A 22,928-nucleotide genomic window follows, 5' to 3' on the forward strand; every position below is an offset into this window, starting at 1 on the left:
CGGCCGCAGGGCCGGCATCAGTGGGGGAACGCGGCAGGAGACGGGGACGTGCCGGGTGGGTGCGGCCGTCGATGTCGCGTGTAACAGCTTATGGTCGGCAGGCCGTGCGCCGGGGTCAAGCCAAGCGTGCGTGGGCCGCAGCGCCGCGCCGCGAGCGCTGCCGGACGCATCTGCAAGCTATTGAAATCAAATTGCTTTTCGCAAAGTGAGACAGAATTGTCCGAAAAAGCGCGACGAACTGTTCCAGCCACGACGCCGACATTTCTCCGACAAATCGTGGAATAGCGAACTTGCCGGTACTAAAATTGGCTTAACGAAAGTTTAGCCAGTTCCCCCCGTCGTACCGGTTCGCTTGACGCTTCAGCGCCGCCCACCGGGTCGCCCGAGACCCCACATGATCCCTTCCATCACTCCCTCCCCGTCCTGCGGCGATGACGCCGTGGCGCCGCTGCTGCTCAAGCGCGGCGAGCGCTTCCTCGCCCCCGATGTCTACCGCACCTGCCTGGACGGCCGTCCGGCGGTGGTGAAGGACTACTCCCGCTACCGTGGCACCCCGGTGTCGCCGATCGCCCGGCTGATGGTGCGCCGCGAGGCGCGCATGCTGGAGCGGCTGGGCGGCTGGAAGCACGCCCCGGCCCTGCTCGGCACCCTCGGTGGCCTGGCCCTGGGCATGGAATTCATCCCCGGCCAGACCCTCAGCACCGCGCAGGCCGTGGGCAATGAAGTGTTCGAACAGCTGCAGCACGCGCTGAGCCGCCTGCATGCCGCCGGCATCACCCACAACGACCTGCATGGCACCAACGTGGTGGTCAGCGCCGGCGTGCCGGTACTGCTGGATTTCACCTCGGCCTGGCGCGTACCGCGCTGGCTGCGCCGCAACCCGCTGAGCCGGCAGCTGAGCCGCAGCGACATGAAGAACCTGCTGAAGATGCGCCAGCGCGTGACCGGGCAGGCACCGAGCCCTGCGCAGGCGGCGCTGGTCGCCGACCCCGGTTGGGTGGCGGCTGTGCGCCAAGGCTGGAAGCGGTTCTACAAGTGGGCCAAGCGCCGGTAGGCGCTTCGCTTCACCCGCCTTACCGGTAGAGGTCGAGCTTGCTCGACCGCTCTTCGTTCCGGCGACGCAAAACCCCGCCGGTCACATCCCTTCAGCGGCTTACAACGCGTCCGCGTCCAGCTCACCGGTACGAATACGCACCACGCTGCCCAGGTCATACACGAACACCTTGCCGTCGCCGATCTTGCCGGTGCCTGCCGCCTTCACGATGGCTTCCACCACCACTTCCACCTGATCGTCGGTCACCGCCACTTCCAGCTTCACCTTCGGCAGGAAGTCGACCACGTACTCGGCGCCACGGTACAGCTCGGTATGGCCCTTCTGGCGACCGAAGCCCTTCACCTCCGTCACCGTGATCCCGGTAACCCCGCGCTCGGCCAGCGCTTCGCGCACGTCGTCGAGCTTGAACGGCTTGATCACCGCCATGACCATCTTCATCGTCTATCTCCTGTATTCCGGCGTGGAGGATAGCGCCTGAACGCGGCCGGTGCGAAACCCACAGCGCCTGTCCGGCGGGCCGGGGCCAGCAGTATCCTTATCGCCGAACAGCCGTGGCCGCGCCGGATGCGCAGGCCCACCACCCCACGGAGCACCCATGATCGACCTGAACCAAATCGATGACCTCGCCCGTCGCCTCAGCGACCTGGTGCCGCCGGGCCTGCGCGAATCGCGCGAGGAGCTGCAGGCCACCTTCAAGAGCGCGCTGCAGGCCGGCCTGGCCAAGCTGGACCTGGTGACCCGCGAAGAGTTTGAAGTGCAGCGCGCAGTGCTGCTGAAGACCCGCGAGAAGCTGGATGCGCTGGAAACGGCGGTGCGCGAGCTGGAACAGGGCCGCAGCGACGCCGGCTGAGTGGACGCCCCTGCGGCGGTGAACAACAAGGCCCGCGATTGCAGGCCTTGCCGTGTCATGCCCAGCGAGCTCACTCCAGCATGGTCAACACGTAGCATCTGCCCGGGCCATCGGCTTACTCATTGAACCGGAACGACCGGACCTCCTCAATATCAAAGACAACGAGGCCCTCCGGCTGCAGCCGTACCCGCCCAGATACCTCCACGACGGCCGTGGTGTTGCACACCGCTGGAGCATCGCGCTTCAAGCAAATGCGCTTCTGTTCCGCGTAGAACCGCTTGACCGAATCGGACGACCCATGCCTGCCGATCACCAGGATGTGCCCACCCTCGCCGCAATGGGAATTGCGCAACATCTCGAAGTGCCGGTTATCCGTTATGTACGTTGCGGACAACACAAGCTCTTCCCCATCGTGTTGGCCGGGGTTGCCCGCGATGGCGCACAGTAATTCGTCGCGGGGCTCTACCTCCACCGTGGTCGCGACACGATGCGCGCATGCAGGCAGCATCAGGGTCAGCACGAACGCGGCACACGCTGGCTTCATGGTCATTTGTCCTTCGCGGTCCTTTGCTGACGTGCTTCCCAGCACTTGACGGAACCCTCAACGCTCTTGGGCTGAGGCCCGAAACAGCGTGTACACGACACGCCCTTACAGTGGCGTTCTGCTGCACCCCGCCCCGGAGCATAGCGCTTGCACGCAGCCGGCGCGAAACCACCGGGTGCCGCCGAGCCTGCGCGAATCGCGCGAGGAGCTGCAGGCCACCTTCAAGAGCACGCTGCAGGCCGGCCTGGCCAAGCTGGACCTGGTGACCCGCGAAGAGTTTGAAGTGCAGCGTGCGGTGCTGCTGAAGACCCGCGAGAAGCTGGATGCGCTGGAAGCGGCGGTGCGCGAGCTGGAAGGCCGCGGCACGGCAGAATAAAAAAGGAGGCGCACCGCGCCTCCCACTTACAGATTATTTCCCTGAAGGGGCCTTGCCGCAAGGCCCGCCCGGCGCCCTAGACTCGCCGGCCTGTCGATCCGGCAGAACAGGTAGGGGCAGTGCCGATGGCACAGGACACCGAATGGACACCCGTTTCGCATGACACCTGCGACCAGGTTGCCGGGCCGTTCTATCACGGCACCCGCGCTGACCTCGCGGTGGGCGAGTTATTGAGCGCGGGGTTCCGCTCCAACTATCGCCACAGCGTGGTGATGAACCACATCTATTTCACGGCGATTGCCAAGGGCGCCGGGCTGGCTGCGGTGATGGCCAAGGGTGAGGGGCGACCGCGTGTGTATTTGGTGGAGCCGACCGGGCCATTCGAGGACGATCCGAATGTGACCAACAAGAAGTTTCCTGGGAATCCGACACGGTCGTATCGGAGTGCGGAGCCGTTGCGGGTTGTTGGGGAGATTACGGAGTGGGAGACCTACGACGCGGAGTTCGTTCGGCAGTTGAGGGCGTTTGTGGCGTCGGGGAGTGGGGAGATCATCAATTGATGAATAGAAGTGTCCGTGCTTTGGCAGGCGGACGATCAACGCAGCAGGTTTTCGAATGATGTCCGCTTTCGGCCAGGAGCGGACATAAGTGTGCTGCCGATCCATCAGCGACGCCTCTAACCAGATTATGGCTCAGAGGGGTTAGCTCAGAGAATATCGTCAACTATTACGCACCGCTCTCATGGTGTTGGCCTCTCAAATGACGTTCGATTTGCTTTCCGTCACTGAGAGGCCAGTTGAAATCAAGAGATGAGTGAGCGCTCGTCAAGATTCCAATTTTGGTCGCTTGACGATTATTTCTGGGTGCGGCTTCTCAACCGATGCCACAGGTGTTGCGCCGCTTGTTTTAGCCGCGGCAGAGGGTTTCGGACGGGCTGCATCACCAATTCCTAGCGCATTGAAATCAATCAGGCTCTGGACGTGCTGCGAATCGGCCGACCAAGAAATAGAAGTGCTAATGGTTGGGGCAAGCCGCTCAGCGAGTAGCTTGGTGATTCTGTCCACTCGATCGGGGTCCGTGGTTGCGTAACCAATCGGAAGCGTCACCGCACTCATCTTGCTCGGTTGAACGTGGTATTGCGCAACTGCTAGCCGCTCGGGCACCACGAGAAACTCAAATCTATCCATTAGGATTCCGCCGGAGAACATCACGGCATGAGGCAACCTAGAGTGAAATTTCCGCTTAAGCCAACGCTCCTCTGAAGCGCCTTCGCCCTTAAAACACGCAACCAGTCGACCCCCATCTCTTCGATCAAGGGCCTTTTGGAACTTTGCGACAAATTCGACAAGCTCAGTGCTGTTCGCCGCCCAGAATGGGACATCCGCAGGCAACCAGTGTGCGATGCTGGATCGCTCCTCCCCATCGTCTTCCGATCGCAACATGTTGATGAGTGTCGTTCGATTTCCGACGAGGTAAATAGGCCCCAAGAGGCCCCTGGTCTGTTGTGACCCATAACCAGTCTTGTTCGCATCTCGGTCTCTTAGCCACTTAGGAAGGTCGAATTCGTCTTCTCGCACATACCTAGCGAGAACCTCGTCCTCAACCAACGCGCAAAAGTCTGAGAAGGACGCGGCCGTCTTGGGCAGGCTCTCGCTCGCGAGGTAGTCCGCCACCTTGGACTCAAGCTCAATCGAAAGTGGTCGCTTACGGTTGTCTCCCAAGCGTTCCACAGCATCTCGGTGTACGTTCAAGTCGCCTGTGGCGCCCACATCCAGCGAAATCTCCATGTCTACCGGCACCTGCAGGGTGCGCATGGGTCGGCAGCGGGCCACCTTGTACAGGCGAGTCTTGAAGCTTTCCTTTGTGCGGCCCCACGAGAACTCCAAGAACGCTCGAGACTGCTCGCTGAATGCTTCGGCTACGCGGTCGGGAGCGACTGACTTCGCTAGCTCAGGCATTGGGACCTCAGGTAGACCAAATCTCGAATTACTGTAGCCGCGGCGCGGGACGAGCTGGAGGGCCAGCAGGTCAAATACTGCGTTTTCCTCTCGGGTTTCGAAAGTTGTAAAGGTCGGAACCTCTCCCGTGGCAATCTGCTTCGCGCGAAGGATCGCCGATGGGTGAAGTACTCCGTCGGCCGCGACGTCCACCAGCCTGTTTCTTGTAAGGCTGCCAACCAAACCGTCCGTCTCCAGCTTCGACAGTCCAAAGTACGCTTGAAGCTCGCCAGGGCTTGCGCTCTCCATCATCACGATCAATCTGCAAGCGAATTCCTCAATCGCCGGCAGGGGCCTTTCGGTGGTCCATGAACATTCCAACCGGTACTCTCTCGCCGGCAGTAGTACGGAAATGACATTTGCCAATCGCCGCTTGCCTTGCCCTTCGATCCCGCCGCCATCAACCTCTTCGTCAAGCATTTTCGTCCTCCTCATGAACAGCGCGTTGGAAGTCGAATTCGGGCAAATCCGTCACGATCGCATACCCCGGATGCCGCAATGCCGCCTTCTCTTCGATGAAGCTCAGCACGCGCCCCAACGGATCTAGTTTGTTTCGCTTTCGCCACATCCGAGCTGCACCTACGATCGCAAGGCGCTCCTGCGCTCGGGAAAGCGAAACATTGATTCGCGATGGCTCCCACATGAAACCTTGTGTCTCGCCAACATTGTCTCGAACAAGACTCAAGATGATGAATGGATTTTCTTGCCCCTGATAGCTATCGACTGTATCGATTCTAATCAGACTACGAATCGAGGCAGCCCACTCGGCCTTGCTTAGCTCTTTCTCAAGTAATGCTTTTTGCGCGCTATACATTGTGATCACCCCAATTGGGTGGTGCGGCGACTGAATGTTCTTGAGCAGCTCCGCCTTGTATGGGGTGGCGAGACGTTGAAGGAGTCGAAGCACGAGGCGGGCTTCGTGCGGATTTACGTATTTCCCTCGCTTACTTGGGTCGCTGTCGCCGGTTGACTCCGGCCCTGCTCCACTATCGATCCAAGTAACAGGAGAGTTCCAAGGAAACGCAAGATGCTCGCACCAAGCCTGTGACTCGCCGCGGCCGGTCCTTAGCTGCACTCCGTCATCCTTATAGAAACAATCGGAAACCAAGTCGCTAATTGGCTCGACCATTCGATACTGCGTATTGAGGGCAACTCCACGGGTAACACGGAATGCGCGCTCAAAGTCGGTCTGCCGAAGTGATTCCGGCGGTATTCCCAAGGCCTTGGAAGCAGCGCGAAGGTGGGATGACTCGTAGACTGGCGGCAACTGTCTGTGGTCACCAACCAACAATATCCTGCGTCCAGACTGAAGCGGAATCATTAACTCACTCGCTTGCGCGCGAGCAGCTTCGTCGACGATTACCCAATCGAAGTCGACATCGGCAACACCGAGTTGCTTCTGCCCCATGCCAACCAAAGTTCCACAGACAAGTTGCCTCGTCTGTACCAGGAATTGGTCGTAGTTGGCCTGGCCTGCGTGTAGAACCGAAAGCCATTCCTGGCTGAGTGAAAGCAAAATTTTTAAACGTGACAGAGCGATCGGATTATTGACACCGTGGGCAGATGCGACCAGCGTGATGGTGCTCTCCCATAGATTTTCGGACTCTAGAAGGGAGGCCGCATCCTCTGGGAATCGATTTCGAACAATTTTGGAAGTGAGCTCTCGGACCTCGTCAAGCTGGGACTGTAGCTCAGGAAGACGTTCGCGAAGATCAGCGCCTGCTTTATCCGACTTCGCCAGGTTCAATTCCGCTTCGTAAGCAACAATTGACGAGATAAGCCCATCTAGTGTTCGGTGCAGAGAAGCCAACTCGGCCGAAAGCTGCGTCGGTATCCCAAGGCGCTCCGAAAAAACTGCGATACGATGCTCGTACTCGCGATGGAAAGAATGTCGCATTTGGCGTTGGACCGCTCGCGAGTGAGCATCCAACATTGGCGTGGCAAGCATTCGCTCTTGTCCCATTCGAACCACACTGAGCGGAAAGTTGTGCCTTTGACACATCGCTCGAGCCTTCGTAGCTACCGCATCAACAGCGGTGTGAGACTGCCCGACCAGCAGTACGTTTCTAACGCCGACCTCGCTAAAGAGGTAGTGAATGAACGCCCCAACGAACGTGGTCTTTCCGGTCCCAGGTGGCCCCTGAAGAACGCCAACGGGTCCCTGTTCAATCAGCTGTTGAAAGGCCTCGACCTGCCGTTCATTGAGGCTTGTATCTTCATCATCGTACAGCTCTCTAACTCGCTCTGCACTGGGTCGAGGAGCCATCGGAGAGATCGATGATGAGGCGGTAGGGTCAAAGTATTTTAGGAGATCGGGAATTGCCGAAGCGTGCTCTAGCACGCGCTCCATTGCTTTGGATTTTCGGTCTCGGGAGGCTTTGCTCTGCAAGGATTCGAGTTTCAGGATTGTGCCAGGTATGACGCGCTTGCGGGCATCCATTCTGGTGACATCGATTACAAGCTCATCTTGGCTTGTTTGGAGTATGTCCAGAATTGCAAAATTGTTGCCGTCGTCCTTCAGACTAACGAGAACGCGATCATCCGAGCCGAAATCCATCGCGGCACCGTGCGCCGTCCGGTATGGGAGCCGCATTTGGCCCACAGCGTTTTCTTGGATGGCACCGGTCACTTCGACTTCGAGGAGGCTCTCCTCTTCAGTGTTCATCAGAGTTCGCCAAATCTCTTCGATTTGGATATTCGCGCCCTCCGACCTCTCCGCCACCTCCGATCTCGAGGGAGAAAATTTCGCTTCAAGTAGCGAGAGCACCGGATCCAACCCCAGAATCAGATCGAGGAGATCTTGAGTGCCTGGCCCGCGTTCGTTTGACTTGAGCAGCCCGATTGAGCGTTCAATGCTTGCGGAGGATTTACTGCTGGCTGACACCAACTCACTGAGCGGAATTGGCGTTACCAATCGGACATCACGAAGCTGACGCTGCTCAGGATCAATCACAAATGTGATTACGCCATTAAGCCCCGTTACGTAGCAGTCCAACAAGGCATCGTTGCGCTTATCCCATTTGAAATTGAAGTGGTAGCCGCCGCCATCAGACTCAAGCGTGAACTCCGAGCCTGCGAACTGAAGTCTGTTCCAAGGAACAATGATCGGTGCCGCCGCTTCAGTCGATTCCGATGCTTCCTCGATGAGTCGTCGAACCTCGAACTGCAGCGGAGATAGCGATACGGGCACGCCTTGCGGCTGGCTGCGACCGACTTCCAGCTCCTGCTTGAACTGCTCGTCGGATTCTTCGGCTAGGAGCTCTTCTACAAGCTTATAGACCGCAAAGCGATCGCGACCGAAGCCGTCGGTTGCCGCCGGATTTGATGGACCATATTCGACATTGAAGGGTTGCGTCCTCTCCCCAAAGTCGAGAAAGTCGAGCAGAAGAACCTTTTCGGAGCCGGCCTCCCGCATCTCCGGAGATTGCACAAGCAGATTCCCTGGGTGAAGATCCCCGTGGCTAAGCTGCTGGTCGTGCAATGCCGAAACCGCCTGAATAAGGGCCGCGGCGATCCGTCTGCGCGATGGAATGTCCGCCCCTGCAATAGCCTCCTGCCACTCCTTACCTGGCTCAATTCTGGTTACGACGAGGAGCCCGCCCGACTCCAGCAAGCCGAAGTCGACAAGGTGCGGGGTCGCGGTTTCACGCGACCTGACTTTTTCGGCCTTGGATCGGAATGCCGCGACACGCCGATTCAGTCCATGCGTGCCCGCGTTCGGGGCAACCTGCAGCCAAAGTTTGACCAGTACGGGCCCATCGTCAAATGCGGATCTGTACCTGAGCACTTGTCCCGATCCAGGGTTCTCGCCGTGGCTTGGCGGGAAGTGCTGAAAAATCTGAAACTGGCCCCACCCCCGCTTTATGAAGTCGCCATCCGATATTTCGTTCCAAGTATTGATTGCCTCCTCTTTGCTCGCTGCCGCCGGCTTAACGCACTCGTTGAGAGCCGCCAACATCGCCGCAGCATTTTCAAAGCGATCAACCGGTCCCCAGGAGAGGGCGCGCTGAAGCCAAGCGCTCAGGGCGCCGTCATATGGATCATGTTTCGGGGGGATCCATTGCCAGATGCCCTGCTCGTCGCGCGGAAGATCTGACTCAGGGAAGAGAATTCGATACGCAGCGGCGGCGAGCATGAATACGTCTTGTCTAAAGGCGTCGTAAATCTCGCCCTCTACGCTCATTGCCTCTTCCGGCAATCGGACATGCGAACCCTGCAGAAAGTCTCGAACTTCGCTAATCGTTCCACGCTCCGGAAAAAAAGCCGCTGCGAGGCCAGAGATGACTACGCTTCGCTGATCTGATGCGTGCCACAGGTTGTGAAGATCGATATCACGATGCGCAACACCTAAGGCGTGCAATTCTGAAAATGGTACTAAGAGAGCCCTGACCAAGTCCAAGCGAGACTGGTGGTCGTGACCAGGCCCCAATTTGCTTAGGTACTCATCCAGGCGGCTAAAGGTTCTCCTGAGCTCGTAAAGCTCCGTAAAATCGTCAGAAACGTCACTTGTGCTGAGTGGAACCAGCGGGCGGAGTAGATATTCCTCCAGTCCTCTCTCACGGGATTTTGCGAGCGCGAACACTCGATTTTCTCGAAGAGCCACTTTTGCCCATTGTTCTTGCGTCGCGTTTCCGACGCCGAGCGACGACATGTTCCAACGCCTCATCAAAGCCAGATCATTGGCAATTTCCTGATGATGGCCTTTGAATTCCGCGAACAAGCCGAGCTTGTGCCGAAACCAAGGGGTTGGTTCAGCCGTATAGCTGTGATGGGAGAATTCCTTCGGCCTGATTCGGTTTCCGGTGAAGAACTGTTCGAAGATTGGCCGACAAGTCGCGCTATTTGGGCGTGGCTTCCCTCGGCGATCAAACAGGTCCATGTAATTCTGTGGCGCCTCAGAAACAATCGATGAGTAATCGTTGGCTCCAGTTATTTTGATAAAATCATCAAGCGTGTGAACGAATCGACGTTCTGTTGTGGAAAGATTTTCTGGACCGGCAGTCCCACACATCACAACATGGGCTTCGACTCTGGGCGCATAGCCGAGTTTGTGTTGAAGCTCCCTTCCTAGAAGCTTGCTAATCCGAATCGCGTGGACACGCTTGATCTCATAGGGACTTTTCCCTTTTGAATAGCCGTTGAGGTACCAGCGGCCATCACTGCTCTCAAGCTTCCCAGTCCACTCCTTGAGCTCCACAAGCAATAGACGGTCATGCGTGATGATCATTGTGTCCACGTCCATGGAGCCCTCGTCATCAACAACGAGTAAACTGGCGTAGCCGAACCAACTTTGTCTCAACGACTCCTGCATCCGCTTGACCGCTCGAACTTCGCTAGCGTGCAGTCCGTTGCCCCCAAGAATCCTTATGTCCATGAGTCCCCTCATTCATACGACAACCCTGGCCCAGAGGTGGCCATTAAGTAATTATATGCCAACGAAGACGCCGCGCGATCTCGCCGGACGCCGCATCATCAGCATCCGGCTGCCGACCTATACTCGTATCTGCGTGTGGGATTTCGAGCGAGCCGGGCTAGAGCAGAACGTGCGCGTCGAAGGACAGGTCATTTTCAACGCCAGCCACCATATCATCGCGGCCACGCTGAATGGTCTAGATGTCGCCTTCCTGCCCGAGGACGAGTTCGCGCCTCATATCGAATCGACTGAGCTGGTGTGAATGCCAGCACTCTGGTGTCCGTCTTTTGTAGATGACACTTGTACTACCCCAGCCGAAGAAAGCTATCGCCCTCACTCCGTTGGGTGGTCGTTGCGCTGCGCGTTTAAGTCCGCTTCGGGTCGGTTGCTGCTATGTCGAGCCCACGACTGCTTCCGGCCAGAAGCGGACATCGCACCGGCCCCCACCTGGTATTCGCAAGTAGGTAGGCGGCACCTTCCGGTTCCAGCCCATGGGCGTCTAGGCAATATAGCTAGACGAGCGATGTCGCACTTGCCATGTTCCGAGCCTGACATCGGAACAACTGGCCGATGCTCCCCCATAAGTGCCAAAGCTCTTGTCCCCCAAGGAATCTCGCAGTACACGCTCCTATGCCACAATGCCAAGAACGTCTCGGGCTTTGGCGGCTTTGGCCCCAACCCCTTGGCATCTCAAACAACATCAGGCAACTCTGGTAGAGCCACCGACAACGGGTGGCCGGGCGTCGAAAACCCGATTCACTAGACGTTGTTTACGCTTGCCAGCCGGTACCGCCACGCGTGGTGCCGGCTGGCAATCCGTCTGCCGGCTATGGCGGGCGGTGCGTGGGGGTCTTGCACCCGCCGGGATTGTCTAGTGATCCGGTTTTCGAGCCACGCATCGTCCGCCACCTTTATCGGTGGCGGCTTCTGCCTGCTTGCACGGAGCCTGCCATGACCAAGCCGCACTCCCCTCCCCCACGCCCCATCCAGGAAGCGCCCTCGCCCGCCCCTGCTCTGGAACCCAACAGCCTCATCGCCATCCTGCACAGCATCGGCGCTGGTGCTGCAGCCGACGGCCAGCCCTGGCCCGAGCGCCATCACCTACGCAGCCGACAGATGGCGTTGTCCGACGCAGACTGCGCCCTCACCGGCCAGCGCATCGTGCAGGAGATCCTGTTGGCGGCCGAGCGCACGCGCCAGAACGGTGAGCCCGACCAGTACGTGGGCGACCGGGTGATGGAGGGGCTGGTAATGGCCGACATCGCACTCACGGCCTTCATCCACGAACGGGTGCGGCCAAGAGACTGAGGGCACGCTTGTGGGCGTGACGTTCTGTTTTTGTGCGGAGTGATGAATGAAGAAGCGTGGGCTTGCCGCGGCGGCGGTGTGCATCGTGGTGATCGGCGCGGTATGGGCGGGGTGGCCCGAGCCAGCGGGCGATCAGGTGTGGGCGTACCAGAAGCTGCAGCCAGCCGACTACCGGCAGCTGCACAGTGATGCACTCGGCTTCGTGACCGCCAAAGCAGATGAGGGCTTTGAACTGCACACGCGCTATGCCGGGGTGACGTCCTTCGAGATCCGCTGCAAGGGCGTCCTGGTGATGGACGTGGAGAATGCTCCCTCACGCGTGCTGATCCGGGTGCCCGCCGATGCACTTACGCGGGCACCGGATATCGAGCGCCTGCGCCTCAGTTTCGAGCGATGGTTGGACTACCACCAGAGCCAGGGCGCGTTGCTGGTGCAGAGTGCAGGAACATCGTGGATCGAAGCGCTGTTTGGGCGCTTCAGTGGGGCAGTGCCTGATGAGCAGCGTTGCTTGTTGGGGACCGCGGGCCGCCCTTGGTCGCAATCCCTCTAGCCGCTTCGCCAGCGACTCCCGACGGCAGCCCGCAGGGTGTCCGTCGCGCCATCGAGCGTTCTCTGGCCACCCTCCGCAGACCATCAGATTGGACTGCGCCGCATTAAACGAATTGCGACGCCGTCATTGATCAGATTCGCGTCCGGCCAGAGCCTGACCTCTCCGGGTACTGGACAAACCCAGCGCCCCACGTAGCAATCCTACCGTCCAGTGACGCTGGCCCGATGCTCGACCATCAGGGGCAGCGCCGACATCATGGGCGGTCCGTACTGACGGAAACGGAGCCGTCTTCCCTCAGCCGGACGCCTACATACACATCTGGCGGAGGTATCCGATTGATCGACGCCCCCGCAGGAAGGATCTCCCAGCTGGTGATCGAACCGCAGACTGTTTTATGAATCAACCTGCGACTGTCCAACCCCCGCCTGGAAAGCTCGGCAACAACCCCTTCAGGGGGGTGGCGATCAAAGCCCTTGTAGGCAGTGCAGGTCTTTCCGCTCTGACCCATGGGATACGTTGAACTCTCCACCTCGTCCCTGCACCCCAGCAGGCCCAGGACGAGCGAGAGGAGGGTTGGTATCCGAATGCATCGCATTGCCGGTTACTCCTTTCTTCCACTGCCGTGTTACACGCCTTGTCCATCGCAGCGCCTCCGAGTCGCCATCGCGTAGCCGTAAGGAACGGTGCTTTGGCGCGAGCACTGGCCGGATGACAGACCCGTCCGGGTCAGGCGCTACGCAGGATCGCCACCGGGGCCTCTTTGGCTGCTCGTCGGGCCGGAACAAATGCTGCGGCCTGGCCCAACAGAAGCACGGTCAGTACGCCAATGGCGAGAAATGGCGCCTCGATCCTGGCCACCTCGTAGTACCGGGCCACGGCCATGTTCAGGCCGATGGCCAGTACGGTGCCGACAACAGACCCGGTGGCGGTGAGAATCAGGTTCTCCACCAGGAAGTACCGGAGGATGTCGGATTTCCGGGCGCCCAATGCGCGCCGGATACCGATCTGACGATACCGCTTGCGAACCCAGAAGCTGGCCAGTCCGTACACGCCCGTAGCCGTTACCACCAACAGCGCCAACCCGGAGCTCAGGAACATGATCGCCATGGTCTGATCGTGGCGGAAGTAGTCGGCGCGCAGTTCCCGGAACGAGGTGCTGCGGGCGATGGTGCGGTTTGCGTCGCGCTGCGACAAGGTCGCCTCACTGGACGCAATCACATCCGCCACTCGCCCATCCGCGGCACGGATGGCGAACATCACGCGAGGCCCGTCCGGAATCAGCGGCAGAATGAGTGACATGTCATTGTCTGCATCGGTCTTCAGAACAGGCCGGGAAAGCGTCTTGACGATGCCGACCACCTGGATGGGGTGCTGCGCATCGGCATACAGGAACTTGCCGACTGCGCCGCCCTCCGGAAACAGCTTGTCTGCCAGTGCCTGCGAGACAACGGCCTCGCTTGCCTTGTAGAGCCCGGCATAGTCGGCGCTGGCTTCCATCGGCACGAACGCTCCCGCAGACAGGTCACGGCCGGCAACAAGGGTCAGGCCCAGCACCTTGGCGGCAGGCGACGATGCCGTATAGACAGTCGGTTCGGCCTCTACGATGCCGGAAATGTCATTGCCTTTAAGCGGCTTGTTGGTGAACCCGGCCGACCAATTGTGCTGGGCAAGCGGAAGTGACTCTGCTGCGATTACCTGTTCGACGCCTGGTTGCTGGCGGATGGCCTCCAGGTCGGTCCTGATCGAGGCTGCAGGGTTGGCTGCTGCAGGCCCCAGGTATTCGGTCTCGATGACGCCCAGGTTCGCCTCTTCCAGGCCCGTCTTGTAGGTGAGGGTTCCCAGCCGCTCGGACAGCAGAAACGCAAGGTTCGTCACGCACGCCGTGGCAACCAGCACCTGCACCAGGAGAATGGACGCGATGAAGCGGTTGCGGGTGAGCGCGCGGACGATAAGGGGGACTTCTGCAATGCTCATTCTGACGCCTTGATCTGCATGGCCAGACGGCCTGAGGTAGCGCGCAGCGCAGGGAAGAACGCAGCGATGACACTGGAGACACACGCCAGGCCCACGGTGAGAGCGGCCATGCTCAGATCCATGTTGGCCAGCGAGGCGTAGTCTTCCGGCTGCATCCGCACAAGGTAGAGGCCGGCCTCTGCAACGATCAACCCTACCGCCCCGCCCAAGCCGCCGATGATCAGTGCTTCAGTGCAGAGCTGATAGATGACGTCCTGCCGGCGCGCACCCAGCGCCCGACGGACCGATATTTCATGGGACCGGCGGATGAAGCGGGCGAAGATCAAGGCACTCATGTTCAGCAGGCAAACGATCAGGAACCCCAGGCACAGCGCCAGCTGCAGCTTCACCTCGTTGGGGATGATGCGATGCTCGACCAGGAAGTCCTTCAGGGACACCATCCGCGGTGCAGTTGTCCTGTCAAACCTTCCCGCCTGGTGCTGTGTACGTGCGTAGTTGCCCAGGAAGCGCTCGTACTGCTCGACACTGGCCGCGTCAGGCAACTCGGCCCAGAACTGGACCCATGATGTGCGGGCGTCCTGCAGGCGATTGAGGGGCTTGTCACTGCTCCATGAGAAGACGCTGCTGGACACCGCCATCTGCATTTCCGCTGCAACACCAATCGGGATGAAGAAGTCTTCGCGCCCCTTGAAGACATCCTGCTGAAGGTCCGTATAGAACCGGGGGCGCGGGCTCCACGGACCGGCGACACCGACCACCCTGAATGCCTGGCCGCCAAGCCGGACGGTGGCTCCCACCAGGCCTTCACTGCCCAGACGAGCAGCCAGATCCTGGCCCAGCACGACAACCCGGGCGTGGGCAGCATCATCTTCACGCGTCCAGGCCCTGCCCTGCGCCATGGGAATGCCAAACATGGCGAACGCATCTGCAGTGACATACTGCCCCTGCGTGAAGAATGGAATCTGCACGCTGCGCTGCGCATCCACCAGCAGACGGGCAGACGCCAGCGCGGTCTGATGGGAGGCGGGGGCCTGCCGAAGCAGGTTCTGCGCATCCACCCAGGTGAGAGCCACGCGCGGGTCCATGCCCGGCCTGACGTCGTAGGACGTGGGAAGCGCGTCAATGAAGGGGTGATAGAGATGCTCGCTCCGCCCCGGCAGTGGATCCCACGTCATTGTCCGCACGACAGTCAGCATTGTCATGCTTGCGCCGATGCCCAACCCCAGCGCCAGGATCAGCGCGGCGCTCATCCCCTTGGTTTCCATAAGCCTGGTGCGGGCCAGCGCAAAGTAATAGCCGAACATATACATCTCTCTAATGCAGGAAGGTGGCCGCAGTCGGAATCACGTCCACCGGTTCAATCGAGATCCACGCTGTGCTGTTCTGCGCCCTGTCGCAGGCTTCCAGCAGATGCATCAGCCGGAAGCGCGAGCGTTGGACCATACGCAGCAGCGCGTCAATGTCCTGCTCGCTGCGATCCTTGATGAACGCCCTGGGTATCTTATTCTGATTCAGGGCGTCCACAACGGCCTCCAGGGTCAGGTAGCTGAGCCGCTGGGTGGAGGCACTGTCGATGAAGATCGAAGCGCTTTCCGCCATGCGCGGCAGAAACGCCGCCAGCAAGGCTTGGATGCTGTCCTGGGAGTGGTTGAAGTCGGAGAAGACCATGTCTATTCCGCCGTCAAAGGCGGGGGCCTGGGCAATCTCGGCAAAGCCGATCTCCTGCCAATTGGCGACAACGTGATTCTCGACCCCGGCCCACTGGAACACGTGCTGCAGGAAAGCGGGATAGTCCTGCCCCATCTCCCGCAGTGAATCGGCAAGCGGCCCCTGCAGGCCCTCGACAAACCTGATGCCTGGCTCACTGGAGAAGTGCGAGCCATTATCGTAGGTGTGAATGACACCGCTGCCGTTCTCCCGCAATGCACCGGCCATCCAGGCCGCAGTGACGCCAAAGCCGGTGCCCAGTTCGACCACGATGCGCGGGCGGGTCCGCTTGACCAGGCTGTACAACAGTACGCACAGGTCCTCGCTTCCGTAGACCCAGCCCATGGACTCGCGCAGCGAGCTCAGCTTCTCAAGCAGCATTCACACCTCCGGCGCCGCCGGTAAGCAACCACGCGTCCAATGCATCCTGCACCGCGGTATCGACGGCGACGGAACGAAGGTAGGGCGAGAATGCGTGGAAGGTGACTGCCTCGTCCGTCACGTACAGGAGCATCTCTCCTGCTTCGGCACGGAAGGCCTGTGCAGCTGCTCGCGTCAGCTGCCCGCACACAGCATCATCGACCTCAACGCTTTCACGGGGAAAGTGGATTCCGTTGTAGTCCCGCCCAAGGAACCAGGCGATCACGGGGACGCCCTTCGGCCTGGACACGTGGAACTGATGCCTGCGGCGCTCTTCGTCATCAAGCTGCCGTTCCTGTCGCCAGTCAAAAAGCGACCAGACCGACTTCTGCATGGGGTCCTCAATGCGGGACAGGTCTGGTTCTTCGTAGCCAAAGCTATAGGCGAAGTCAGGCGTATTCGCCTCGGGAAGAGCGCGTTCGAGTTCAAACCACTGCACATTCAGCGGGGCCAGACACCGGGATACGCCGCGCGTGCCGGTGTCGTGACAGAGGCTCACCCCCAGCGCCAGAAGCGGCTGCAGGCGGATATGGAACCATCGGGCGTCCACGCCGTGCTCGGCCAGGAACCGTTCGACCTGCGTTCCTTCCAGGGAGAAGACCCGGTTCACCACTTTGGTTCCGCGGAACAGACTCTCAAGATGCGCACCTGGGCTCAGCCGGAGAACCTCAGGCCAGGGTTGAACCTCCATTACTGGTATCAGCTCATCAATGTGTATGGCGGGGACACCCGTGGCCAGCGCCCGCAGCGCGACCGGGTCAAGGTGATCCGCGTGGATGACGACTGTTCTGCTCATTGCTGCCACTCCCCGTAGCGATACTGACGCTTCATCTCGGCCTGCATCTGATCGATCATCTGCCCGACCTCGCCATTGATGGCGTCCTTGGTCATCAACCGACCGCTCAGATCCTGCTCGATCAGGAAGCCGGCGGCGCAGACGGCCAACCTGCGCTGGACGTGGCGCTTGGCGGCTTCACCCAGGCCCGGAGAGATCTCAAGATGACGCTTGAGCAGGCGATGACACACGTAATAGACGAAGACCGCGTGGATGTAGGAGGAGTTGGGAATGGGATTGCCGGACCACGGAGACACGACACGGTGCTGGTAGTCATTGGCAACGAAGAACCCGTTGGCAAGCTCCCACGCGGCCAGATAGTTGTGCGTGCTTTCATGCATGATGCTCTCCATGCACGCCTCAACCAGAAGCTCAGGGTTATGCGTGTTCAGCAGCCGAATGGAACCCGGCTGCCTCGGCACATGCTCCGAGCCGTAGCGGCCGGCTTCATCGGACGTGACTTCTGCCGACTTGCGCACGGTGATCCGCCGGACGAAGTTGCGGATGAGAAGGCCGTACATGGGTTCTGACCGATCAATCGCCGCCAGCGCCTCTGCCAGCTTTCGCGAGACATGCTCACGCTCCGCATCGGTCAGCGGCAGGCACGGTTGGCTGAGCACCCCAGAACGCGGCTCATGGTGCCGCGCTGGCGGGCTCTCGAGGTCCAGCGCGATACAGTCACCCAGCTTCGGCAACTGCCGAAGGGTCCACACGCCCGTGGCATCCTTTTCCGCAACGCAGTCTCCAACCGGGCTGTAGAGCTGCCACTGCCGCGCCTCTCTCAGATATCTGCCGGTCCGCCCCTGCGCCAGCTCGGCGATCGACTTCTCCCGAGCGATGATGTCGTGCAGCGCGCCAAGCGCGCGGGCCTGTTCCTCTGCCCTCTCCTGCTCGTCAGCTCCGGCCTCCAGCCTGCCCTTGCGCGCGGACTCCAGGCACAGATACTGCTCGCAGAACTCGGAACTCAGCAGTACGCGAGCCTGGCGATCGGACCCGATTGACTGGTACATCTGATGCATGGCACGAGCCGTCGTCCCGTACCGCGGGTCGGCAAGCACTTCCTGCAGTCGCGCTTTCATCCTGCGCAATCTTGACCACAGAATCCCCTCGACGACGGCCTCCATATGCTCCGTCGTATCCGCGATCTCCATCAAGCAGGCCGGGCTGCTCACGTCGGGAGTTTGCAACTGGGTAATCGCATTCACTTTTCTGCTCCATGCAGTGCTCGCCGTCCTTGCCACCTACGACTGTCCGGCACCGACTTGAAAGAGGATTACTGCCACATGATGGGCAGACCCGCAATCGAGCTGCTGTGCAGAGCACAGCAGCTCGAATCACCATTGCGTCTGCGTGCAGGTGACCACCAGCGGCAACAGGCCCCCGGCTCGCCTGCTTCCGGCCTCAGACGTTGAAGCGATCGGCAGACATCGCGGTCTGTTTCTCGATGGCCGCTTCATGGTGGTGGTGCGAGCCGAAGGAGTCGTCGTGATGCCCCCCGGCAACCAAGGCCTCCAGACGATTGCCCGTGGCGACCTTCTCGAACTCGTCCATCGACAGGTCATTGACGACGGTCAACGACGTTGCGCTTTCAATTGCCGGCTCCAGCTGGGCGCCAGAAATCGGCGATGCGACAGCCCCACCGACGGCCGCACTGCCGATTACCAGCATGGTGAGCGCAGAAAGGGTTTTGGCCGTGCTTCGGTTGTCTTTCATTTCCAGTTCCTTTTGATCGGGTGGGCGAGCTCAGACGTCGAATCGCGAGTTGGAGATGGCAGCGACGGATGCCATTTCCTTCTTGGTGGCCTCGTGATGGTGGTGGGACCCGATCGAGTCCGAATGGTGGCCGTCTGCCAGCATCTGTTCCTGGCCAGTGGAGAACTCGCTGTTGCGAAGCAGGTCCAGATCAGCCTCGATGGACGTCAGGGCGTTCAGTTCAGCACCCGCAGAGGTCACCTGCGAGTGAGCCGGTGCCGCCGACGCTGCTGCGGTGCCCGCAATGATCAGCGTAAGAGACGAGAGGGCCTTTGCTGCGATTCGATTGCTCATTGAAACACTCCATGTAATCGGTTGGAAAAACAAGCTTCCCGCAGTGCAGTACGAATCCGCACTGCGGGCATCGATTACAGGCAGACACATTGCATTCACACAAACGTTACGCTGTGTCGTGCACAGCACAGTGCGAATGCTCATTTTCGTGGTTGATGAACCTTGTTTGACTCTGGGGTGACAATTGAGCAGACTCGAAGCCAAAACCTCCTCACCAGGGTCGCGTTGCGAGTCAGGGGCTCTATATGGATATGGAATTCGACACGCTCTCTGCCCGGATCCGCTTTGCCCGGATCAGCAGCGGTTTGTCGCAGACCGACTTGGCCAAGGCGCTGAGCGTCAACCGCGCTACCGTCGGACACTGGGAACGAGAGGAGAGTTTCTCTCCTACGATCGACCATCTGCAGGGCATGGCCCGCATCATGAATGTGAGCGTGTCCTGGCTTGTAGCCGGCGAGCAGATGAAGCGCACCGGTGAGACCGTTGGCACACGCTCGAGCCTTGAGGCCAGGATGGTGGAGCTTTCAAAACACCTTCCGATGTCTTTCCTGCTTCACCTCCTGGCGCTGATGGAAAGCGCAGAGACGTATATCTAGTACGTGCAGCTGGCACGCGGGGTCTCATGGACCTAGGCCAACGATCTCTTCAGAGAATTAACAGGACGCGGCCGGGAATCTGGCTCAGACGTTAAATCGAGAGTCCGACGGGATTGCGACGTCCGTCAGATTGCGAGTGTCAACGCCCGTATCGTGGTGAGGATGACACGTGTCAAGCGAGTCCGAATGGTTGTGGGCAACGAGAGCCCCGTCCTGGTGAGCGGAGAATTCGCTGCTGCGAAGTGCGTCCAGGTCAATCGCCGTCAGGGCATTCAACCCTGCTTCTGCAGTGTTCACCTGCGAATGAACTGGAGCGGCCGACGTCGCCGCAGTGCCCGCAATGATCAGCGTGAGGGAGGAAAGTGCCTTTCCTGCAATTCGATTGCGCATCGCAACGCTCCGTGTACTTGGTCAGGGACATTTTCAGTTTCCGAGCGCACCTGCATTCCGACAAATGTCGCGCTGTGCTTGGCACAGCGGACTGGGTCGGCATGTTTTGACAAGATTCCTTCCCAGACCCGCGGGCAAGAACATGACTTGCCTGTCGAACCCAAGGGCGTTCTGCGAACACGAATCCATCGATGTGGATCGACGAAACCGTTTTCGGAATCGATGACATGGGCACCGTCAAGCACCTCCGTTGGCACTCACCCCCGCCAAAGGAGGTGCTCCTGCCACCCTTCAACAGCCCCGAGGCTTATCATTCGAACTTCGTTCGTCAGGCCGGACGAGAGACGGGCATCAATCCGGGTTCCCAGGCAGCGTTGTGAAGCGTGGTGGTTCATTGCCTTACGACCAGGTTAATGTCAGCTTCCGGCCAGTAGCGACCATGCGTAAACGTCATGAGTTGAACCGCAAAGTGGCCTTAGATCGAGAGAACGCCCAAGCTCGACCAGTAGGCCTCCCCCTCGTGCGAGACAGCCTTGCTGTGCCAGTGTCTGCCCCCCCCTCAAGGCTTCGTAGTGCCCAATTTCCGCGCTGGACAGTGGGCGCCAGCTGGTTCCGCGGCGAAAGCCGCTTGCAACCTCGACGCCAAGAGGGAACCGCCGCAGGGTGTCCTCTCGAAATTCCCGCTTCCCCCCAATGGTCGGAATCCCCCTAGTCGCACCACCTGAAAGTCCCGATGGTGGCCCGAATGTCGCCCCCTCACCATCAAGCGCCCCTCCGCAGGAATCCACACATGAGCCTGGCGCTGGTCCACAGCCGTGCCCGCGCCGGGGTCGATGCCCCGCTGGTGCGGATCGAAGTGCATCTCTCCGGCGGCCTGCCGGTCACCCAGATTGTCGGCCTGGCCGAGACCAGCGTGCGCGAATCACGCGAGCGCGTGCGTGCCGCCCTGCTCTGCGCGCGCTTCGACTTCCCGCAGCGGCGCATCACCTTGAACCTCGCGCCCGCCGACCTGCCCAAGGAAGGCGGTCGCTATGACCTGGCGATTGCCTTGGGCATCCTCGCTGCCAGTGGCCAGGTCGATCCGCAGTCGCTGCTGCAGTACGAGTTCATCGGCGAGCTGGGCCTGACCGGCGAGCTGCGCCCTGTGTCCGGCGCGCTGCCCGCCGCCATTGCCGCCGCCGAAGCGGGGCGCATCCTGATCGTGCCGCCAGGCAACGCTGCCGAAGCCGCCCTCGCCCAGCACGCCGATGTGCGCGTGGCGCGCACCCTGCTGGAATGCTGCGCCGGGCTGGGCAATCCACGCCTGCTGCCGCAGGTGGAACGCGTGGACACTACGCCGCTGCCGCTGCCGGATCTGGCCGATGTCCGCGGGCAGGCGCTCGCACGCCGAGCGTTGGAGGTGGCCGCCGCCGGTGGCCATCATCTGTTGCTGATCGGCAGCCCCGGCTGCGGCAAGACCCTGCTGGCCTCGCGCCTGCCCAGCCTGCTGCCGGATAGCGAAGAGATCGATGCCCTGCAGTTGGCGGCCATCACCTCGGTCAGCGGCGAAGGACTGGACCCGAAGCGTTGGCGACAGCGGCCGTTCCGCGCGCCGCACCACAGTGCGAGCGCTGCGGCTTTGGTGGGGGGCGGCAATCCGCCCTGCCCCGGCGAAATCTCGCTGGCGCACCACGGCGTGCTGTTCCTGGATGAACTGCCGGAGTGGAACCGCAGTGCGCTGGAAACCCTGCGCGAGCCACTGGAGTCCGGCCACATCCGCATCTCCCGCGCAGCGCGCAGCGTGGTCTACCCGGCACGCTTCCAACTGGTGGCGGCGATGAACCCGTGTCCCTGTGGCTGGGCCGGCGACCGCAGCAACCGCTGCCTGTGCAGCGACGAGCGCATCACCCGCTACCGCGCACGGGTATCGGGCCCGTTGCTGGACCGCATCGACCTGCACATCAACGTGAGCCGCATGGATGCGGTGGAGCTTCGCGAGAGCACGCCGCTGGGCGAGCCCAGCGCCAGCGTACGTTCGCGGGTGGAAGCGGCACATGCGCGGCAACAGGCGCGCGGTGGCCTCAACGCGCACCTGCCGCCTGCTGCCCTGCGCGCGTGCACGCGCTTGAGCGAAGCCGACCAGGACCTGCTGGAACAAGCCATCGAGCGCCTGCAGCTGTCGGCGCGGGCGATGCATCGCATCCTGCGCGTGGCACGCACCATTGCCGATCTTGCCGAAAGCGAGACCATCCAGACCACACACTTGGCCGAGGCCGTTGGCTACCGGCAGCTGGACCGGGGCAAGCCAGGTGCATAGCACTCTGTTGCATGCACGAAGGAATCAGATTCATCTGATATCTGCCATGCCACCTGCGCCCTGACCATTTCCGCGAGCCCATACACAAGGAGACGCGGTTTTGCTCAGGATGCTCATCATGGGCGGGCAGGAGGCCGCCCGTCAGCGGATATCACGGACGATAGGACGGCGCGGCCTGATCCGCATGGAATCGATCTACAGCGTGGACAGCGGCCTGTCGGTGCTGGAATGGCGCAACTACGACCTGGTGGGAACGTTCCTTGCGGCCGGCCTCGGCACGCGCCTGCAGGAATCGTTCGTGCTGCGCGATGCGAAGGTGCAGCTGGTGCTGTTCGGCATGGGGCTGAGCGAGGAAGTCGCCAGTATCCGCCTGCGCCTGCGCGCGCAGGGCCTGCCGTCGCCGATTCTGGTCCGGACCGACTTTGACAGCTACGACGAGTCGCTGTTCTGGCGATCGCTGACGTCGCACATGATCCTGCCGTCGGTACTGGAGGGCACTGGCCCCCTCCCCGCCGTGGGCGACGCGTGCGACCATGCAGGACCCAGTCCCTAGCGGTGCCTGTCTTGCCAGG

23 protein-coding genes are annotated in these 22,928 nt (G+C 60.7%); 11 read left to right on the top strand and 12 right to left on the bottom strand.

Translation table 11 applies throughout. The features are described from left to right. The first annotated feature begins 394 nt into the window (after positions 1-394). The gene (locus tag CR918_RS17785; protein WP_051585083.1) at positions 395-1,054 is read left to right on the top strand and encodes an RIO1 family regulatory kinase/ATPase domain-containing protein; all 660 of its coding nucleotides are present in this window, start codon (positions 395-397) and stop codon (positions 1,052-1,054) included. Between the two features lie 99 nt (positions 1,055-1,153). Here the strand turns inward: CR918_RS17785 and CR918_RS17790 are convergent, their stop codons facing one another. Next, positions 1,154-1,492 carry a P-II family nitrogen regulator gene (locus CR918_RS17790; RefSeq protein WP_032977217.1) on the bottom strand — a complete coding sequence of 113 codons (339 nt, stop codon included), beginning with the start codon at positions 1,490-1,492 and terminating at the stop codon, positions 1,154-1,156. A 157-nt stretch (positions 1,493-1,649) separates the two neighbouring features. On the opposite strand from CR918_RS17790, the gene ubiK reads away from it, so the two are divergent. After that, the gene (gene ubiK / locus CR918_RS17795; RefSeq protein ID WP_080149656.1) at positions 1,650-1,904 is read left to right on the top strand and encodes a ubiquinone biosynthesis accessory factor UbiK; all 255 of its coding nucleotides are present in this window, start codon (positions 1,650-1,652) and stop codon (positions 1,902-1,904) included. A 115-nt stretch (positions 1,905-2,019) separates the two neighbouring features. On the opposite strand, the gene CR918_RS17800 is transcribed toward ubiK, so the two are convergent. Further along, positions 2,020-2,448: a hypothetical protein gene (locus CR918_RS17800; RefSeq protein WP_133119699.1), complete on the bottom strand. Its 429-nt coding sequence runs from the start codon at positions 2,446-2,448 to the stop codon at positions 2,020-2,022. Positions 2,449-2,623: 175 nt separating this feature from the next. Between CR918_RS17800 and CR918_RS17805 the strand changes: the two genes are divergently transcribed. Together CR918_RS17805 and arr are read left to right on the top strand one after the other, a co-directional pair. Further along, positions 2,624-2,824, top strand: a complete 201-nt coding sequence (locus CR918_RS17805) for an accessory factor UbiK family protein (RefSeq protein ID WP_099843970.1) — start codon at positions 2,624-2,626, stop codon at positions 2,822-2,824. A gap of 125 nt (positions 2,825-2,949) precedes the next feature. Further along, a complete protein-coding gene (arr, locus tag CR918_RS17810) occupies positions 2,950-3,384 on the top strand; it encodes an NAD(+)--rifampin ADP-ribosyltransferase (protein WP_099843971.1) in 435 nt (144 codons plus the stop codon). Between the two features lie 264 nt (positions 3,385-3,648). Here the strand turns inward: arr and CR918_RS17815 are convergent, their stop codons facing one another. Together CR918_RS17815 and CR918_RS17820 are read right to left on the bottom strand one after the other, a co-directional pair. After that, a complete protein-coding gene (locus CR918_RS17815) occupies positions 3,649-5,241 on the bottom strand; it encodes a hypothetical protein (protein WP_099843973.1) in 1,593 nt (530 codons plus the stop codon). Then, entirely contained in the window at positions 5,234-10,195 is a 4,962-nt protein-coding gene (locus CR918_RS17820; RefSeq protein WP_165780909.1) for an AAA domain-containing protein, read from the bottom strand. The genes CR918_RS17815 and CR918_RS17820 overlap by 8 nt, the downstream gene beginning before the upstream one ends. On the opposite strand from CR918_RS17820, the gene CR918_RS17825 reads away from it, so the two are divergent. The 3 genes from CR918_RS17825 to CR918_RS17835 all read left to right on the top strand — a co-directional run bounded on the left by CR918_RS17825 (position 10,194) and on the right by CR918_RS17835 (position 12,092). After that, entirely contained in the window at positions 10,194-10,496 is a 303-nt protein-coding gene (locus CR918_RS17825; RefSeq protein ID WP_165780910.1) for a type 2 periplasmic-binding domain-containing protein, read from the top strand. The genes CR918_RS17820 and CR918_RS17825 overlap by 2 nt on opposite strands. Positions 10,497-11,185: 689 nt before the next feature. Further along, on the top strand, positions 11,186-11,542 hold the full coding sequence (locus CR918_RS17830) for a hypothetical protein (protein ID WP_099843979.1): 357 nt from the start codon (positions 11,186-11,188) through the stop codon (positions 11,540-11,542). Between the two features lie 46 nt (positions 11,543-11,588). After that, positions 11,589-12,092: a cold-shock protein gene (locus tag CR918_RS17835; protein ID WP_099843981.1), complete on the top strand. Its 504-nt coding sequence runs from the start codon at positions 11,589-11,591 to the stop codon at positions 12,090-12,092. A gap of 726 nt (positions 12,093-12,818) precedes the next feature. On the opposite strand, the gene CR918_RS17845 is transcribed toward CR918_RS17835, so the two are convergent. The 7 genes from CR918_RS17845 to CR918_RS17875 form a co-directional block, all read right to left on the bottom strand. After that, positions 12,819-14,066, bottom strand: a complete 1,248-nt coding sequence (locus CR918_RS17845) for an ABC transporter permease (RefSeq protein ID WP_223486880.1) — start codon at positions 14,064-14,066, stop codon at positions 12,819-12,821. After that, complete coding sequence (locus CR918_RS17850; protein WP_223486882.1) at positions 14,063-15,376, bottom strand: ABC transporter permease; 1,314 nt, start codon at positions 15,374-15,376, stop codon at positions 14,063-14,065. Before CR918_RS17850 ends, CR918_RS17845 begins: the two co-directional genes overlap by 4 nt. Positions 15,377-15,380: 4 nt before the next feature. Further along, a complete protein-coding gene (locus CR918_RS17855) occupies positions 15,381-16,154 on the bottom strand; it encodes a class I SAM-dependent methyltransferase (RefSeq protein WP_099843985.1) in 774 nt (257 codons plus the stop codon). Continuing rightward, a complete protein-coding gene (locus CR918_RS17860) occupies positions 16,144-16,989 on the bottom strand; it encodes a hypothetical protein (RefSeq protein ID WP_099843987.1) in 846 nt (281 codons plus the stop codon). The genes CR918_RS17855 and CR918_RS17860 overlap by 11 nt, the downstream gene beginning before the upstream one ends. Next, the gene (locus tag CR918_RS17865; RefSeq protein ID WP_099843989.1) at positions 16,986-18,233 is read right to left on the bottom strand and encodes a hypothetical protein; all 1,248 of its coding nucleotides are present in this window, start codon (positions 18,231-18,233) and stop codon (positions 16,986-16,988) included. The genes CR918_RS17860 and CR918_RS17865 overlap by 4 nt, the downstream gene beginning before the upstream one ends. A gap of 196 nt (positions 18,234-18,429) precedes the next feature. Beyond that, a complete protein-coding gene (locus CR918_RS17870) occupies positions 18,430-18,741 on the bottom strand; it encodes a hypothetical protein (protein WP_099843991.1) in 312 nt (103 codons plus the stop codon). Between the two features lie 30 nt (positions 18,742-18,771). After that, positions 18,772-19,074 (bottom strand): hypothetical protein, encoded by a 303-nt coding sequence (locus CR918_RS17875; RefSeq protein ID WP_099843993.1) that lies wholly within the window; start codon positions 19,072-19,074, stop codon positions 18,772-18,774. 245 nt (positions 19,075-19,319) lie between these two features. Here CR918_RS17875 and CR918_RS17880 point away from each other — a divergent pair, with 245 nt between their 5' ends. After that, complete coding sequence (locus CR918_RS17880; protein ID WP_099843995.1) at positions 19,320-19,670, top strand: helix-turn-helix domain-containing protein; 351 nt, start codon at positions 19,320-19,322, stop codon at positions 19,668-19,670. 84 nt (positions 19,671-19,754) lie between these two features. On the opposite strand, the gene CR918_RS21085 is transcribed toward CR918_RS17880, so the two are convergent. Beyond that, positions 19,755-20,060, bottom strand: a complete 306-nt coding sequence (locus CR918_RS21085) for a hypothetical protein (protein WP_133119701.1) — start codon at positions 20,058-20,060, stop codon at positions 19,755-19,757. Between the two features lie 191 nt (positions 20,061-20,251). Here CR918_RS21085 and CR918_RS21090 point away from each other — a divergent pair, with 191 nt between their 5' ends. The 3 genes from CR918_RS21090 (at position 20,252) to CR918_RS17895 (ending at position 22,909) form a co-directional block, all read left to right on the top strand. After that, complete coding sequence (locus tag CR918_RS21090; RefSeq protein WP_133119702.1) at positions 20,252-20,440, top strand: hypothetical protein; 189 nt, start codon at positions 20,252-20,254, stop codon at positions 20,438-20,440. Positions 20,441-20,850: 410 nt separating this feature from the next. Continuing rightward, a complete protein-coding gene (locus CR918_RS17890) occupies positions 20,851-22,356 on the top strand; it encodes a YifB family Mg chelatase-like AAA ATPase (RefSeq protein ID WP_099843997.1) in 1,506 nt (501 codons plus the stop codon). 118 nt (positions 22,357-22,474) lie between these two features. Further along, positions 22,475-22,909 carry a hypothetical protein gene (locus CR918_RS17895; protein WP_165780911.1) on the top strand — a complete coding sequence of 145 codons (435 nt, stop codon included), beginning with the start codon at positions 22,475-22,477 and terminating at the stop codon, positions 22,907-22,909. Positions 22,910-22,928 lie beyond the last annotated feature (19 nt).

Source organism: Stenotrophomonas indicatrix, from assembly GCF_002750975.1.
GTDB lineage: Bacteria > Pseudomonadota > Gammaproteobacteria > Xanthomonadales > Xanthomonadaceae > Stenotrophomonas > Stenotrophomonas indicatrix.